Source organism: Pseudomonas inefficax, from assembly GCF_900277125.1.
Taxonomy (GTDB): domain Bacteria; phylum Pseudomonadota; class Gammaproteobacteria; order Pseudomonadales; family Pseudomonadaceae; genus Aquipseudomonas; species Aquipseudomonas inefficax.
This window is the reverse complement of the sequence record NZ_OPYN01000207.1, coordinates 252850-266877: the sequence shown is the minus strand read 5'-3', so window position 1 is coordinate 266877 and position 14028 is coordinate 252850. Positions and strand designations below refer to the sequence as shown.

Annotated in this window: 10 protein-coding genes; 3 read left to right on the top strand and 7 right to left on the bottom strand. The window is 63.7% G+C overall.

The genetic code is table 11. The annotated features are described in order from the left end of the window. Positions 1-50: 50 nt before the first annotated feature. Genes JV551A3_RS26245 through JV551A3_RS26235 form a run of 3 tightly spaced genes read left to right on the top strand, consistent with a single transcriptional unit; the run spans position 51 to position 1672 of the window. Positions 51-734: a class I SAM-dependent methyltransferase gene (locus JV551A3_RS26245; RefSeq protein WP_133975248.1), complete on the top strand. Its 684-nt coding sequence runs from the start codon at positions 51-53 to the stop codon at positions 732-734. Between the two features lie 6 nt (positions 735-740). Next, positions 741-1442: a lipopolysaccharide kinase InaA family protein gene (locus JV551A3_RS26240; RefSeq protein WP_133975246.1), complete on the top strand. Its 702-nt coding sequence runs from the start codon at positions 741-743 to the stop codon at positions 1440-1442. Then, entirely contained in the window at positions 1439-1672 is a 234-nt protein-coding gene (locus tag JV551A3_RS26235) for a hypothetical protein (RefSeq protein ID WP_112250346.1), read from the top strand. The genes JV551A3_RS26240 and JV551A3_RS26235 overlap by 4 nt, the downstream gene beginning before the upstream one ends. A 168-nt stretch (positions 1673-1840) precedes the next feature. Here the strand turns inward: JV551A3_RS26235 and JV551A3_RS26230 are convergent, their stop codons facing one another. The 7 genes from JV551A3_RS26230 to JV551A3_RS26200 all read right to left on the bottom strand — a co-directional run bounded on the left by JV551A3_RS26230 (position 1841) and on the right by JV551A3_RS26200 (position 13764). Continuing rightward, positions 1841-4885, bottom strand: coding sequence for a multidrug efflux RND transporter permease subunit (locus JV551A3_RS26230; RefSeq protein ID WP_133975244.1), 3045 nt, complete (start codon positions 4883-4885; stop codon positions 1841-1843). A gap of 12 nt (positions 4886-4897) precedes the next feature. Then, positions 4898-6046 (bottom strand): efflux RND transporter periplasmic adaptor subunit, encoded by a 1149-nt coding sequence (locus JV551A3_RS26225; protein WP_133975242.1) that lies wholly within the window; start codon positions 6044-6046, stop codon positions 4898-4900. 233 nt (positions 6047-6279) lie between these two features. Then, on the bottom strand, positions 6280-7377 hold the full coding sequence (locus JV551A3_RS26220; RefSeq protein WP_133975239.1) for a DUF1513 domain-containing protein: 1098 nt from the start codon (positions 7375-7377) through the stop codon (positions 6280-6282). A 2-nt stretch (positions 7378-7379) separates the two neighbouring features. Beyond that, a complete protein-coding gene (locus tag JV551A3_RS26215; protein WP_133975237.1) occupies positions 7380-8444 on the bottom strand; it encodes an imelysin family protein in 1065 nt (354 codons plus the stop codon). Positions 8445-8464: 20 nt separating this feature from the next. Next, positions 8465-9892, bottom strand: a complete 1428-nt coding sequence (locus JV551A3_RS26210; RefSeq protein ID WP_133975235.1) for a di-heme oxidoreductase family protein — start codon at positions 9890-9892, stop codon at positions 8465-8467. Between the two features lie 321 nt (positions 9893-10213). Further along, on the bottom strand, positions 10214-11551 hold the full coding sequence (locus tag JV551A3_RS26205) for an imelysin family protein (protein WP_112250358.1): 1338 nt from the start codon (positions 11549-11551) through the stop codon (positions 10214-10216). 158 nt (positions 11552-11709) lie between these two features. Continuing rightward, positions 11710-13764 carry a putative bifunctional diguanylate cyclase/phosphodiesterase gene (locus tag JV551A3_RS26200; RefSeq protein ID WP_166674302.1) on the bottom strand — a complete coding sequence of 685 codons (2055 nt, stop codon included), beginning with the start codon at positions 13762-13764 and terminating at the stop codon, positions 11710-11712. Between the last annotated feature and the right edge of the window lie 264 nt (positions 13765-14028).

Sequence of the window (14028 nt, the reverse complement as noted above, 5' to 3'; positions counted from 1 at the left end):
TCCTACGCTTGCTTGCCTAATGTGGGCGGAATGGAGTCAGGAGATGCCCAATGCGTAGCCCCATCAAGCTTGAATTTTCCGAGAAGTACGACAAAGAACATGCGCGTGAGTACTTTCTCAAGCACCAGGATGGCCTGGCGCGACGCCTTTCCCACAAGCGTGATGAGCAGTTGGCGCGCCGCGCCTTGGCATTGGCTGGTGAGCCTGGCCTGGTCCTCGACCTGCCATGCGGTGCCGGCCGCTTCTGGCCATTGCTGGCAGAAAAGCCCAACCGGGTAATCATTGGCGCCGACAACTCCGAAGCGATGATCGAGACAGCCTGTACCGCGCAAGCGCCAGAGGTGGTGGCACGGGTACGGCCTTTGCAGACATCGGCGTTTGCCATCGACTTGCCGGACAACTCGGTGGACAGCATCTTCTGCATGCGCTTGTTCCACCACATCGGCGAAGCGGCGCACAGAAAGACAATTCTGTCGGAATTTCAACGGGTTAGCCGTGATAGTGTGATCCTGTCGTTGTGGGTGGATGGTAACTTCAAGGCCTGGCGCCGAAAAAAGCTGGAACAGCGTCGCAGCGCCAGGAACGGTAACCAGGACAATTACCAGAACCGCTTTGTGTTACCGGCCGACACGGTCGAAGAAGAATTCCGAGCCGCCGGCTTCAGAATCCAGGAACGCCTCGACTTTCTGCCGTTCTATGCCATGTGGCGGGTCTATGTATTGCGTAAGGGGTAGTGTTTGATGGCTGTAGCCCAGAATGGGGAGTCGCGGTTCGATTTTTACTGGCGCCAGCAGGGCGAGTGGGTCGAGGAGCCTAACCAGCGCCGTGGTGGCGAGAGTGGTGTGCAACGCCTCGACGATGGCAACGGCAAGCTGCTGTATGCCAAACGCCAGGTCGGGCATATCTACCGTAGCGTGCTGCACCCTTTCGGCCGGCCGACCGTATTGCGTGAGCTCGATGCGTTGAACAGCTTCGAGCAACTGGGCGTGCGTGTACCGCGCATCGTCTTCTGTGGCGCCGAGCGTGGTGCCGACCACCAGTGGCGTGCGCTGCTGGTGAGCGAAGCACTCGACGGCTTCGTCGAACTCGACACCTGGCATGCCGAAGGTGCCCGCGAGCGTTACCCGCAGGTGGTGCATGAGCGCATGCTCAAGGACCTGGCGGACAACCTGGCGCGCATGCATCTGGGGCATTGGCAGCACGGCTGCCTGTATGGCAAGCATGTGTTCATCAAGGTGATTGGCGAGGGTGAGCAGGCCCGCGTCGAGGTCGCCCTGCTGGACCTGGAAAAATGCCGGCGGCGCATCAGTTGCCAGCGCGCGGCGGGCAATGACCTGCGACAACTGCGCCGCCATTCGTCGATCAACGACGCGGAATGGCAAACACTGCTCTACTTTTACCAGATGGCGTTTGGCAGCGCTGTCAAAGGGTTAGAGCAATGAAACTAGAAATAGCTCGAGCTTTGTTCCTGGTAGCTGGCCTGGCGGTGACCACCGTGGCGGTGGCTGCCTGGGAAGAGCCGAGGCCGACAGTGTTCAGCAAGGCCGAGCTGGCCGACCAGTGCGCGTTGCCGCGGGATGTGAAACCGCAGCAACAAGCCAAGGCCGCGCCGGATCAGGACCTGTTGCTGTTCCTTTTCGGCTTGCGCCAGGGGTTGCGGCCGTTCGGTTGAACCCGGTGCAGTAGAAATGCCAGAGGCCTCGCGATTGCGGGGCCTCTGGCATTTTTGCATCTGCCTTGTCCGGCCTCTTCGCGGGTGAACCCGCTCCCACAGGAACTGCACAATATCCGAACCTGACGCTGTACCTGTGGGAGCGGGTTCACCCGCGAAGAGGCCGTTTCAGGCTACAGCGGGTTCTTTGGCCTGCACCTTGTGCGCCAACAGGGTGTAGATACAAGGCAATACAAACAGGGTAAACAGCGTACCAATCGACATCCCGGTGGCAATCACCGTACCGATGTCAAAGCGGCTGACCGCCCCCGCCCCGGTCGCCAGGATCAGCGGCACCATGCCGAACACCATCGCTGCCGTGGTCATCAGCACCGGCCGCAGGCGAATCGCCGCAGCTTCCTCGATCGCCTCGCGCACGCTCAGGCCGCGCTCTTCACGCAGCTGGTTGGCGAACTCGACAATCAGGATACCGTGCTTGCTGATCAGCCCGATCAGCGTCACCAGCCCCACCTGGGTGTAGATGTTCATGCTCGATATGCCGAGGAACAGCGGCAGCAATGCGCCGCAGATCGACAACGGCACCGTCACCAGAATCACCAGTGGGTCGCGGAAGCTTTCGAACTGGGCCGCCAGCACCAGGAAAATGATCGCCAACGCCAGGCCGAAGGTGACCCACAGCGCGCTGCCTTCCTGCACGTACTGGCGCGCCACGCCGGCATAGTCGAAGGCGAAGCCTTCCGGAGCCTCTTCGCGGGCGATGCCCTGCACGGTCTGCAGCGCCTCGCCCAGGCTGACCATGGGCACTCCCTGGATGATCGCCGAATTCAGCTGCTGGAACTGGTTGAGCTGGCGCGGGCGGGCGCGGTCGCTGAGGGTGATCAGCGTGGATAGCGGCAGTAGCTGGCCCTGGTCGTTCTTCACGTAATAGTTGTTCAACCAGCCGGGGTTGTCGCGGTACGGTCGCTCGACCTGCGCGATCACCTTGTAGCTGCGGCCTTCGAGGGTGAAGCGGTTGATTTCCGCCTCGCCCAGCAAGGTCGCCAGGGTGCTGCCCAAGGTGTCCATCGACACCCCCATCTGCGCCGCCTTGGCCCGGTTGATGTCCACCACCACCTCCGGCTTGTCGAAGGCCAGGTCGATGTCGAGGAAGGCGAACTTGCCGGATTCCTGGGCGCGGGCCTTGATGCGCTGGGCCACATCCAGCAGTGCCGGGTAGTCGCCAGCGCTGTTGATCACGAACTGGAATGGCAGGCCCTCGCCGGTGCCGGGCAGCGATGGCAGGTTGAAGCCGAAAATCTGCAGGCCGCCGATTTCCTCGAGCTTGCTCTGCACCAGCGGCAGCAGCTCCATCTGCGTGCGCTCGCGCTCGTTCCAGGGCTTGAGCAGGAAACCGCCGATGCCGGTCTGCACGCCATTGAAACCGTTGATCTGGAACGAAGAGTAATACTCGGGGAACGCCTTGAACAGCGGGGTGAATTCGTCGGTGTAGGCGTTGAGGTAATCAAGGTTGGCCGGCTGCGGCGAACTGCTCATCATGAAGATCACGCCCTGGTCTTCGTTGGGCGCCAGTTCGTTCTGGGTGAACTTCAGCAGCACCGGAATCAGGCACAGGATGATCACGGCAAACACCAGCACGACGGGGCGGCTGTCGAGGGTGGTGTGCAGCAGTCGCTGGTAGCGCACCTTCAGGCGTTCGAACAGCACGTCCAGGCGGTGGGCCAGGCCACTGGGGTTCTGCTCCGGGCGCAGCAGCAGCGCGCACATCATTGGTGACAGGGTGAGGGCAACGATGCCGGAGATGATCACCGCACCGGCCAGGGTCAGGGCAAACTCCTTGAACAGTGCTCCGGTAAGCCCGGTAAGGAAGCCGATCGGGGCATACACCGCCGCGAGGGTGATGGTCATCGACACCACCGGCATGGCGATTTCGCGGGCGCCCTCGAGGGCGGCGTCGAACGGCGACTTGCCTTCTTCCATGTGCCGGTGGATGTTTTCCACCACGACAATCGCGTCGTCCACTACCAGCCCGATGGCCAGCACCATGGCCAGCAGGGTCAGCAGGTTGAGCGAGTAACCCATCATCTGCATGAAGAACAGCACACCGATCATCGACAGCGGAATGGTCACCACCGGGATCAGCACCGAACGCAAGGCACCGAGGAACAGGAACACCACCACGATGACGATCAATATCGCTTCGCCGAGGGTCTTGATCACTTCGTCGATGGAGGCCTGGATGAACAGCGTGGCGTCGTAGGCGATCGATACCTTCAGCGCCGGGGGCAGCTGGCTTTCCAGCTCGGGCATGATGCGCCGCACTTCCTTGATGACGTCCAGCGGGTTGGCGGCCGGTGTGGCCTTGATGCCGATGTACACCGATGGGGTACCGTCGAACGAGCTGACCGTGTCGTAGTTTTCTGCCCCCATCTCGACCCGTGCCACATCGCCCAACAGCACGCGGCTGTCGCCACTGGTCTTGACCGGCAGGGCGGCGAACGCCTCTGCCGACTTCAGCTCGGTGCTGGCGTTGATGCTGGTGACCACGTATTCGCCCTTCACCTCGCCGGCTGCGGAAAGGAAGTTGTAGCGGCGCACGGCATTGGTCACGTCGGTGGCCGACAGGCCATAGCCTGCCAGTTTCACCGGGTCGATCCAGATGCGCATGGCGAACACCTGGTTGCCGAGGATTTCCGCTTCGGCCATGCCCGGCAGAGTAGCCAGCTTGGGCTGGATCACCCGCGACAGGTAATCCGTGATTTGCGGGTTGCTCATCTCCTTGCTGTAGAAACTGATGTACATCAGCGCCGAGGCATCGGCGGCTTCCTTGCTCAGGACCGGGTCTTCCGAGTCCTGGGGCAGCTTGTTGCGCACTTCGTTGGCCTTGGCCAGCAGTTCGGTGAACAACCGGTCGCTGTCGGCGCCGATGCGTGCGTAGATGGAAATGATCGAGAAGTTCTGCCGGCTCACCGAGGTCATGTAGTCGATGCCTTCGGCGCTGGCCAGGCTTTGCTGCAGCGGCTGGGTGATATAGCCCTGGATGGTCTCGGCGTTGGCGCCGGGGTAGGCGGTGGTTACCGTGATCAGGGCGTTCTCCATTTGCGGGTACTGGCGGATCTGCAGCTTGCTCCAGGCCTGGAAGCCCAGCAGCAGGATCAGCAGGCTGACCACGCTGGCCAGCACCGGGCGGCGGATGAACGGGTCGGTGAACGCCATGCCAGCCTCCTGTCAGTCCTTACCCGGCGCGCCCTGTGCGGGCTTGAGGGCTTTGTCCTGGCCGATACGGATTGCGGCGCCGGGGGTGAGCTTCAGTTGGCCGGCGGTGACCACCTGCTCCCCGGCCTGCAGGCCCTTGCGGACCACCACCATACCGTCACGGCGCTCGCCGGTTTGCACCGCGCGCTGCTCGGCGGTGAGCTGCGGCTGGCCCTTGTCATCGTTTTGCGGCTTGCCGTCCTTGTCCTTTTTTGGCGTTGCGACGTACACCGAGTTGCCATACAGCGTGTAGGTGATGGCGCTTTCCGGCACTACCACTTGTGACTGCGGGTTGGGTAGCAGGATCAGCAGGCTGGCGAACATGCCCGGCAACAGCTTGCCGTCCGGGTTGGCCATGGTCGCGCGCACCAGCAGGTTGCGCGTGGTTTCCTCGACCTTGGGGTTGATGGCGCTGAGGCTGGCGGGGAAAGTCTGGCCCGGGTAGGCGGCCACCTGCACCAGTACCTGTTGGCCCAGGCTCAGGTGCGGCAGGGCCTGTTCCGGTACGTTGAAGTCGACGTAGAGGCTGGAGGTGTCCTGCAGGGTGGCGATCACCGTGCCGGTGGCCAGGTAGTCGCCGACGTCCACCTGGCGAATGCCGATGGTGCCGCTGAACGGGGCGCTGATGCTTTTCTTGGTCTTCGATGCCTTGAGCTGGTCGACCACCGCCTGGTTGCGCCGGTACTGGGCGGTGAGGCGGTCGAACTCGCCGCGGGAGATGGCCGAGTCGCCGACCAACTGGCTGCCGCGGCCGAAATCGACCTTGGCCAGGCCCAGGTCGGCCTGGGCGGTGCCGAGCAGGGCAGTTTCCTGGTCGTCGTTGAGTTGCAGCAGCAGCTGCCCTGCCTTGACCTGCTGGCCCGAGTCGAAATGCAGGGCTTTGACGATGCCGTCCACCTCCAGGCTCAGCTCCACGCCCTGTAGCGCCTTGAGGCTGCCGACGGCGGGCAGGCGCTCTTGCCACGAGCGCTGTTCGGCCAAGGCGGCCGCCACGGTGATGGGCGGCTTGGGGGCAGTGAACATCTGGATCTGCTGGTAGATCGAAAAGGCCTTGTAGCCCCCCAGGGCCAGCACGATCAGCAGAACCACGGCCAACATGATGAGCATGCGGCGGCGCAGCATAGGTCCGGTTCCTTGGATATGGTTGTTATTCGCTTGGACACGACAACGGGCGATCCTGCCCACGTGTGGATGGGGGAAGTATTGACTGTTTTTGGAAGGAAGGGGAGTGGAATGCCTGGGCCGGCCTCTTCGCGGCTAAAGCCGCTCCCACAGGGCCCGCGCAGTCAGCGGGTTGCGCAATTCCTGTGGGAGCGGCTTTAGCCGCGAAGGGGCCAGTACAGCCAGCCCGAAAATCAGACCAGATGCAGGTGGTTGTCCCAGAAACCGGACGGCAGGTTCATCGGTTGCCCGACCAGTTCGCCCTTGCGGCAATCATAGAACCGGCAACGGCCCTGCCCGGAGGTGACGACAAAGCCGTCCTGCACCGCACCCACCCCCGCGCAATCGGGCATTGGCGCATCCAGCCGTACCGCGCCGCTGTCCAGGTCCCAGACGAACAGGCGGTTGGCCCTTGGCGCGGTCAGCGCCACCAGGCGCAGCTCGCTGTGGATAGCCACGCTGGCGGTGTACTGGGCCATGGCCTGCAACTGCCGCTCCGGCACCGGGAAGGCCTTGAACGGCTCGCCCGGGCGCTTGATCGCCAGTAGTTCGGCAGTTTCATCGGCATCGCCCATGAACTGCTGGCAGGCAGCGATGGTGCCATCGCTGCCCACCGCCAGGTGGCGCACGCTGTTCATCTGCTGGGCCAAGGTTTCCTTGCTCAGCAGGGTACCGTCGCGCTGCATCAGCACCAGGCTCGGCTCCATGGCGTCGAGGTTCATCTCCACCCGGCTTTCGGCTTCGGTACGGATACCGCCGTTGGCCACGACCAGCGTTTCGCCGTCAGGCAGCCAGGCTACCTCGTGCGGGCCGATGCCGTGGGTCGGAATCTCGCCGGTGTGGACCAGGCGCTCGCCTTCGAAACGGTACACACCGAGTACGCCACGCCCAGGGTCGGTGGTGTCGTTCTCGGTGGCATACAGCCATTCGCCACTTTTGTGAATGACCGCGTGGCCGTAGAAGTGCCGGTTCGGCTGCGAGGTGACGGTCTGCAGCAAGCGCCCGTCGCGCAGGTCGACCAGGTAGCTTTCGGTGCCTGGGCGGCGGGCGACGAACAGGGCGATCGGCAGCTGCGGGTGATGGATGATGGCATGGCAACGCTGGGCGACCTGGGTGCTGAACACCTGGGTGCCGTCCAGGCGGAACCCGACCGCATAGTGCTTGCCGTCGCCGTCGTCACGCGCCGACAGCAGCAGGGGCTCGCTGCCTTTGTTGCGGAACAGGCTCCAGCCGCCCAGGGTGAGGGCGCTGAGCAATACGCTACCGAGTTTGAGGGCCTGGCGTCGCAGCATGATCAGTCACCGTCGTTGGCATTGAAGCCCAGCTGGATGTTCAACGCCTTGGCCAGCTCGCCTTCGTGCAGGCGGTGGACGACGTTGAGGCTGTCGTAGATCTGGTTCAGGGTTTGCTGGCCAGCGTCGTCGGCCAGCAGCTCGCCCAGGGTCTTCTGGTTGTCGGCCAGCAGCTTGAGCGAGGCAGCGTAGGCGGCGTCGATCTTCTCTGCCAGGGCTTTCTGGTCGCTGGACAGCAAGCCGCGCAGGCCTTGGTTGTCGACCCCGAGCCAGACCGCTTCGGCGGCCTTGAGGCTGGCCTCCAGGCTCTTCAGCGAGCTGTGGCTGCGCCAGGCTTCGGCCTGCAGTGGCTGCGGGATACCCTTGCTCTGGCGGCCCATCGGTGCACCGAGCTTTTTCTTCAGGCTGTCCAGGGCGGTCACCTGGGCGCGCAGCAGGTCGGCGATGGCCTCGTGGGAGTCGGCGTAGCGCTGGTTGGGGAACTTGGTCATCTGCGAGAGCATGCCGTCGGTGCTGTTCCAGCCCTTGAGGATCTCTTCGGCCAGGGCCTTCTGGTGTTCACCGATGGCCACCAGCAACGGGCAGTAGCGGGCTTTCTGCTCGGCAGTGGCGATGTCCGGCTTGCTGTCGAACAGGATGTACTCGTAGGCCGACAGGCCACGTACCACCACGCTGGCCTTGCCCAGGGTGGCGGCATCGACCGGCTTGTCGGCGTTGACCAACTGCTCGACCTGGCGGCCGACCAGGTTTTTCTTGTCGGGCCAGAACTGTACCTGCCAGGCGCGGTTGCCTTCGGCCAGCGGGCCGACCAGCAGCGGTTGCAGTTCGGCCCAGGCCTTTTGCGCGTTGAGGAAGTCGGCACGGGCCTTGTCCAGGCTTTCCTTGCCTTCGCAGTAGGCCAGGGCGCTGGCGGCCAGCGTGCGGTCGGCTTCGACCCAGCGGCTGTAGGTGGGCAGGATCACCTGCTTGGCGATGGCAGCGGAGGTCACGGCTTGCGGGTCCTGCGGCGAGCAGGCGCCGAGGGCGAGTGCGGCGAGGCTGGTGAACAACAGTTTGGGTCGGAACATGCCCGGCTCCTTTGCGCTTTTTAAAGTGAGTTCAGGAAAGCCAGCAGCGCGGCACGCTGCTCGGCATTGAAAGTGAGTACGAAATTGCGCGCTGCCTCGGCCTCGCCGCCGTGCCAGAGCACCGCTTCGAGCAAATTGCGGGCGCGGCCGTCGTGCAGGAACTGGCTGTGGCCACTGACCGTTTCGCTCAGGCCGATGCCCCACAACGGTGGGGTGCGCCAGTCCTGGCCGTTGGCGGCGAATTCGGTGCGCTCGTCGGCCAGGCCCGGGCCCATGTCATGCAACAGCAAGTCGCTGTAGGGGCGGATCAGCTGGTTGGCCAGCTCCGGCTCGGCGGCATTGGCGGCGGTGGTGAACTGCGGTGTATGGCAGCCCTGGCAGCCGGCCTGGTAGAACAGGTTCTTGCCCGCGAGCACCTGCGGCGAACCCACGTCGCGGCGGGCCGGCACGGCCAGGTTGCGGGTGTAGAAGGTGACCAGGCGCAGGATGTTGTCGCTGACCTCCTTCTCGCCATCGGCACCGTCACCGTTGGGCGCGGCCAGGCAGTCGGCCTGCGCCGGGGTGCAGTCGTCGCTGGGCTGCAGGGTGGTGGTCAGGCCCATGTCGCCGGCAAAGGCGTGCACGTTCTGCTGGTTGACGTTGGGCTGCCCGGCCTTCCAGCCGAAGCGGCCGACCACGGTCTTGCCCTGGGCGTCGTCCCACACCCGGTTGGCCCGGCCACGGATGCCGTCGCGGTTGCGGTCGTCGGGGTCTTCATTGGCCAGCAAGTCGGCTTCGGGGATGGCTTCGAGCAGGCCCAGGCCGATCATCGGCGGCGCCACCCGTGCCGAAAAACGCGTGTCGGGGTGCATCACGCCATAGCCGAGCTGGGTGATCTGCAGGGCCGGCTTGCGCAGCTCGACCTGGTGGCCATCCTCGAACGACACCGTTTCGCTGGTATAGCTCACCCGCACCTTGCCTTCCGGCGTCACGCCGGGGATGGCCATGTCCTGCAGCTGGGTGCCATAGACCGGCTCTGGCACGACGCCGAGTCGTTCGACCACCTTGGCCAGGTAGGGCTGGTCGGGGATCGACAGGCGTACCAGCATCGATACGGCGTTGCTGTCGCCCGGCTCTGGCGGGTGGCCGCGGCCGTCGCGCACGTGGCAGTTCTGGCAGGCATTGGTGTTGAACAGCGGGCCCAGGCCGTCACGGGCGGTGGTGGTGGACGGGGCGATCACCCAGGGGTTGCGGAAGAAGCTGTTGCCTACGGCGAAGTCCAGGCGCCGCTCGGGCGAGAGATTGGCCGAAGGCAGGGAATAGGCATTGCGGTCAGTGCGCTGCACGGTGGCTTTGCCGCCCGACAACGCTTCGCCAGGCTCGGCCTGGGTGAAACGCGGGGCGTCGTCACAGGCGGCGAGGGCAAAGGCCAGCAGCAGGGGGGAGAGTCGGGACAGCGACAAGGACATCGAGAATCCTGGGCGTGAGCGAAAAACCGGCGTGCAAGCTTAGCAGGGTGAGGGAGTTTGAATAAGAGCAATTTGCAATTGCTGGATGAAATCGGTGTCAGTTGGCCATGTCGGCAGCGCTGGCGGGGACTCTTGTAGGAGCGGCCTTGTGTCGCGAAAGGGCCGCAGAGCGGCCCCAGCACTTTTTGCATCAGTGCTGAAATCCTGGGGCTGCTCTGCAGCCCTTTCGCGACACAAGGCCGCTCCTACAAGGGACCGTGGAGGCCCTTAAGCAAAAAAGGCGACCCGAAGGCCGCCTCTTCCAGTACCGCTACAGCAGGATCAGAACTCGTGATCGGCGGTATCCGGGTTCAGGTTGGCAATGCCCAGCTTGCCCGCGGCCTGCTCGATCGCACCGGTCTGCTTGACCAGGGAAGCGATGGCGTCACGCACGATCTGGTTGCCGGCTGCGTTGTCGGCCGCGATCAGCTGGTCGTAGTGCTCGCCCTTGAGGGCGTGGTCGACGATCACCTGGATCTTGGCTTCGGTGGCTTCCAGATCGGCCTTGAGGGTGGCGTCTGCGGCCGGGTCTACCTTGGCCACCAGCGACGACAGGCTCGGGCCGGTCACCTTGCTGCCATCTGGACGGGTGTACTCGCCCAGGTAGACGTTGCGGATGCCCTTGGCGTCGTAGAAGTGCGAGTAGTGGGTGTTGTCGCTGAAGCAGTCGTGCTCGTCTTCCGGCGAGTTGGCTTCGAGCGAAACCTTCATGCGCTCGCCAGCCAGTTCGCCCAGCGACAGGCTGCCCATGCCGAACAGCATCTTGCGCAGGCCGTCGTTGACCGATTCTGCCTCCAGCTTGGCGCGGTAGTTGTCGGCGACGTTCGGCGCCCAGTTGCCGACCATCTCTTCGAGGTCCTTGACCAGCAGGTCGGTGACCGCTTTCAGGTAGGCACGGCGGCGGTCGTTGTGGCCACCGGTGGCGCCCTTGCCTTCCAGGTAATCCGACGCCGGACGGTTGCCCGCGCCCGGGCCGGTGCCGTTCAGGTCCTGGCCCCAGAGGAGGAACTCGATGGCGTGATAGCCGGTGGCGACGTTGGCTTCGGAACCGCCCAGCTCGTTCAGGCTGGCCAGCTTCTCGGGCGTGATGTCCTTGACGTCGACCTTCTCTTCGCCCACCTGGATCTCGGTGTTGGCGATGATGTTGGCGTTGGCCGCCGGGTTGCCCAGGGCGTGCTCATAGCTCTTGTCGACGTAGTCGATCAGGCCTTCGTCCAGTGGCCAGGCGTTCACCTGGCCTTCCCAGTCGTCGATGATGGTGTTGCCGAAGCGGAAGACTTCGCTCTGCAGGTACGGTACGCGCGAGGCGACCCAGGCTTCCCTGGCTGCCTTCAGGGTTTCGTCGTTCGGCTTGGCCAGGAACGCGTCGACTGCGGTCTGCAAGGTTTTGGCGGTGCTCAGCGAGTCGCTGTACACGGCGTACACCAGCTCGGCGTAATGCTTGACCACGGCTTTGCCGGCGGCTTCGTCGACAGCCCCGGGCGCCGCAGCGGTGGTGCTGGCGGCAGCAGGTGCCTGGGCTTGCGGCGCGGCGGCCTTGTCGTCCTTGCCTTCACCGCAACCGGCGAGAGCGATGGCAATGGCCAGCAGACTGGCGGAGGCCAGAGGCATTCGAATCATTATTGGTTTTCCTGCGTCGTGTGGTTGGACCAAGGGGTGGACCGTGCGCCGTGGCACGCGAAACGGCAACATCATGCGAAAGATTTGCATTTGCTGTAAAGGGGGCGGACGTGCAATTCGTGTAAATGCCAGTCATGGCCTGTAACCGGTCAGGCGGCTCAGAGCATCGAAACCTGATTTCGCTGCGCCTGCTTGAGGAAGTTGGTCAGCTCACGGGCCGACAGCGGCTTGCTGTAGTGGTAGCCCTGGCCCTCGTGGCAACCCTGGGCGACGATGTAGGTTTCCTGTTCGGCGGTTTCCACGCCTTCGGCGATCACCTGCATTCCCAGGCTCTTGCCCAGCTGGATGATGGCGCGAACGATGGTGGCGTCGTCATCGTCGTCCAGCAGGTCCTGGACGAAGCTCTTGTCGATCTTGATCTTGTCCAGCGGCAGCGATTTCAGGTAGCTGAGCGACGAGTAGCCGGTGCCGAAGTCGTCGATGGCAATCAGTGCTCCGGAGCGGCGCAGGCTCAGCAGGTGCTGGGCGGCGGTGCTGATGTCTTCCATCAGGCCGGTCTCGGTGACTTCCAGCTCCAGGCTGCGTGGTGGCAGGCGGTAGGCCTGCAGCAGGTTGTTGACCACCCGCGGCAGTTCGTTGTGGTGCAGCTGCACGGTGGACAGGTTGACCGCCATGCGCAGGTCACTGAAGCCCATGTCGTGCCATTCGCGCAGTTGCCGGCAGGCCTGGTCGAGCACCCATTCGCCGATGCTGATGATGCTGCCGTTCTGTTCGGCCAGGGGGATGAACTGGTCTGGCGGCACCATGCCCAGCTCCGGGTGCTGCCAGCGCAGCAGTGCTTCGACACCGACCACGCGGTGGTCGCGGTAGCTGATCTGCGGCTGGTACACCAGGTACAGCTGGTTGCGCGGCAGGGCTTCGCGCAGGTCCTTTTCCAGCTCGCGACGGCGGCGCATCTCGCTGTCGACGCTGGCGATGTAGAACTGGTAGCGGTTGCGCGAACGGGCCTTGGCCAGGGTCATGGTCTGTTCGGCTTTCTGCAGCAGCTTCTCGGTGCTGTCGCCGTCTTCCGGGAACAGGGTGATGCCGATGGTGGCACGCAGGCGGATCTGCTGGTGCTGGTCGAGGTCGAACGGCACTTCCAGATCGTCGAGGATACTTTGCGCCAGTTCCGCCGCCTCATAAGGCTGCTCGATATTGGCCTGCACCAGGGCGAACTGGTCACCGCCCAGGCGTGCCAGCGCGCCCAGGCGCCCGCTGTGGGCGCGCAGGCGGTCGGCCAGGGCCAGCAGCAGCTGGTCGCCGACCTGATAGCTGAACTGCTCGTTGATGCCCTTGAAGTCGTCCAGACCGACGCATAGCACCGCCACGCGGTGTTGCAGGCGGCCACCGTCGACGAGGATCTTGTCCAGTTGCTGCTGCAACTGCTGGCGGTTGGGCAGGCCGGTGAGGAAGTCGTACTGGGCCATGCGTTGCAGGCTGTTCTCCGCCTCGTGGCGCAGATGGGTGTTGCGCTCGATCGAGGCCAGCAGCTGGTTGGCGGTATTTACCCACAGGCCCAGCTCGTTCTTCTCATGGCCCTTGAGCAGTGGTAGCTGGTGCTGGCTGGGGCGGTCGGGGTTGATCTGGGTGAGGTGCTCGATAATCTTGGACAACGGTTTGGTCAGCAGCCAGTGGTAGACCAGGTACAGCACCAGGCCCATGGCCAGGGCCCGCAGCACGCCGGAAATGAAGATGATCACGGCGTTGATCAGGAAATCTTCGCCGTAGGACGAGGTGTCCAGCGTGATGCTCAGGTCGCCGTAGTATTCGCTGTAGGGGCCGCGGCCAACCAGTTGCGTGGTGTAGGTGCGTTCCTGGCCGAGGATCAGGTCAGTCAGCCAGCGCATGGACATGTCCTGCAGCGGGCGGGACTTTTCTGCGAGCATGGTTTCGTTGGGGTGGCCGATGGAGGCCATGCGTACCGATTCGTCCTGGAACAGGCCTTCCATCACCTGCATGCCCATTTCGCGGTCCAGGCTATATACCGCTTGGGTCGAGGGGTCGCGGAACATGTCGAGGATGCGTTGGGCATCGTTGTTGACGGCCTGGCGGGTCTTGTACGTGTCGTAGACGATTTGCGCACAGCTAAGCACGACACCGACCGCTAGCGCCGACAGCAGCACGACCCTGAGCAACTTGACCGACAAGCTGTTCCGCAATTCCAGCTTCAATGGGGTTTCCTTAATCCATGCGCATGGCATCATTTTGCCATCAACGATGACGATACACTATCGGCCGACCATCAGTAGTGTATCGGTTGCCTGACCCCGCAACTTGAGTGCGCTGTATCAATCTTCCAGAGGTTTGATGTTAGCGTGCTATGCGGGCTGAGCAAGCGTTTGCTGGTGGGTTGAAGGTGAAATCTGTGCCGGCCTCTTCGCGGGCACGCCCGCTCCCACAGGGATAGCATCAAGTCAACAAGCGGCGCCGTACCT

Excerpts from the sequence above, each read along its gene's own strand:
- JV551A3_RS26245 (WP_133975248.1), top strand. The coding sequence starts at position 51 with ATGCGTAGCCCCATCAAGCTTGAATTTTCCGAGAAGTACGACAAAGAA.
- JV551A3_RS26240 (WP_133975246.1), top strand. The coding sequence starts at position 741 with ATGGCTGTAGCCCAGAATGGGGAGTCGCGGTTCGATTTTTACTGGCGC.
- JV551A3_RS26235 (WP_112250346.1), top strand. The coding sequence starts at position 1,439 with ATGAAACTAGAAATAGCTCGAGCTTTGTTCCTGGTAGCTGGCCTGGCG.
- JV551A3_RS26230 (WP_133975244.1), bottom strand. The coding sequence starts at position 4,885 with ATGGCGTTCACCGACCCGTTCATCCGCCGCCCGGTGCTGGCCAGCGTG.
- JV551A3_RS26225 (WP_133975242.1), bottom strand. The coding sequence starts at position 6,046 with ATGCTGCGCCGCCGCATGCTCATCATGTTGGCCGTGGTTCTGCTGATC.
- JV551A3_RS26220 (WP_133975239.1), bottom strand. The coding sequence starts at position 7,377 with ATGCTGCGACGCCAGGCCCTCAAACTCGGTAGCGTATTGCTCAGCGCC.
- JV551A3_RS26215 (WP_133975237.1), bottom strand. The coding sequence starts at position 8,444 with ATGTTCCGACCCAAACTGTTGTTCACCAGCCTCGCCGCACTCGCCCTC.
- JV551A3_RS26210 (WP_133975235.1), bottom strand. The coding sequence starts at position 9,892 with ATGTCCTTGTCGCTGTCCCGACTCTCCCCCCTGCTGCTGGCCTTTGCC.
- JV551A3_RS26205 (WP_112250358.1), bottom strand. The coding sequence starts at position 11,551 with ATGATTCGAATGCCTCTGGCCTCCGCCAGTCTGCTGGCCATTGCCATC.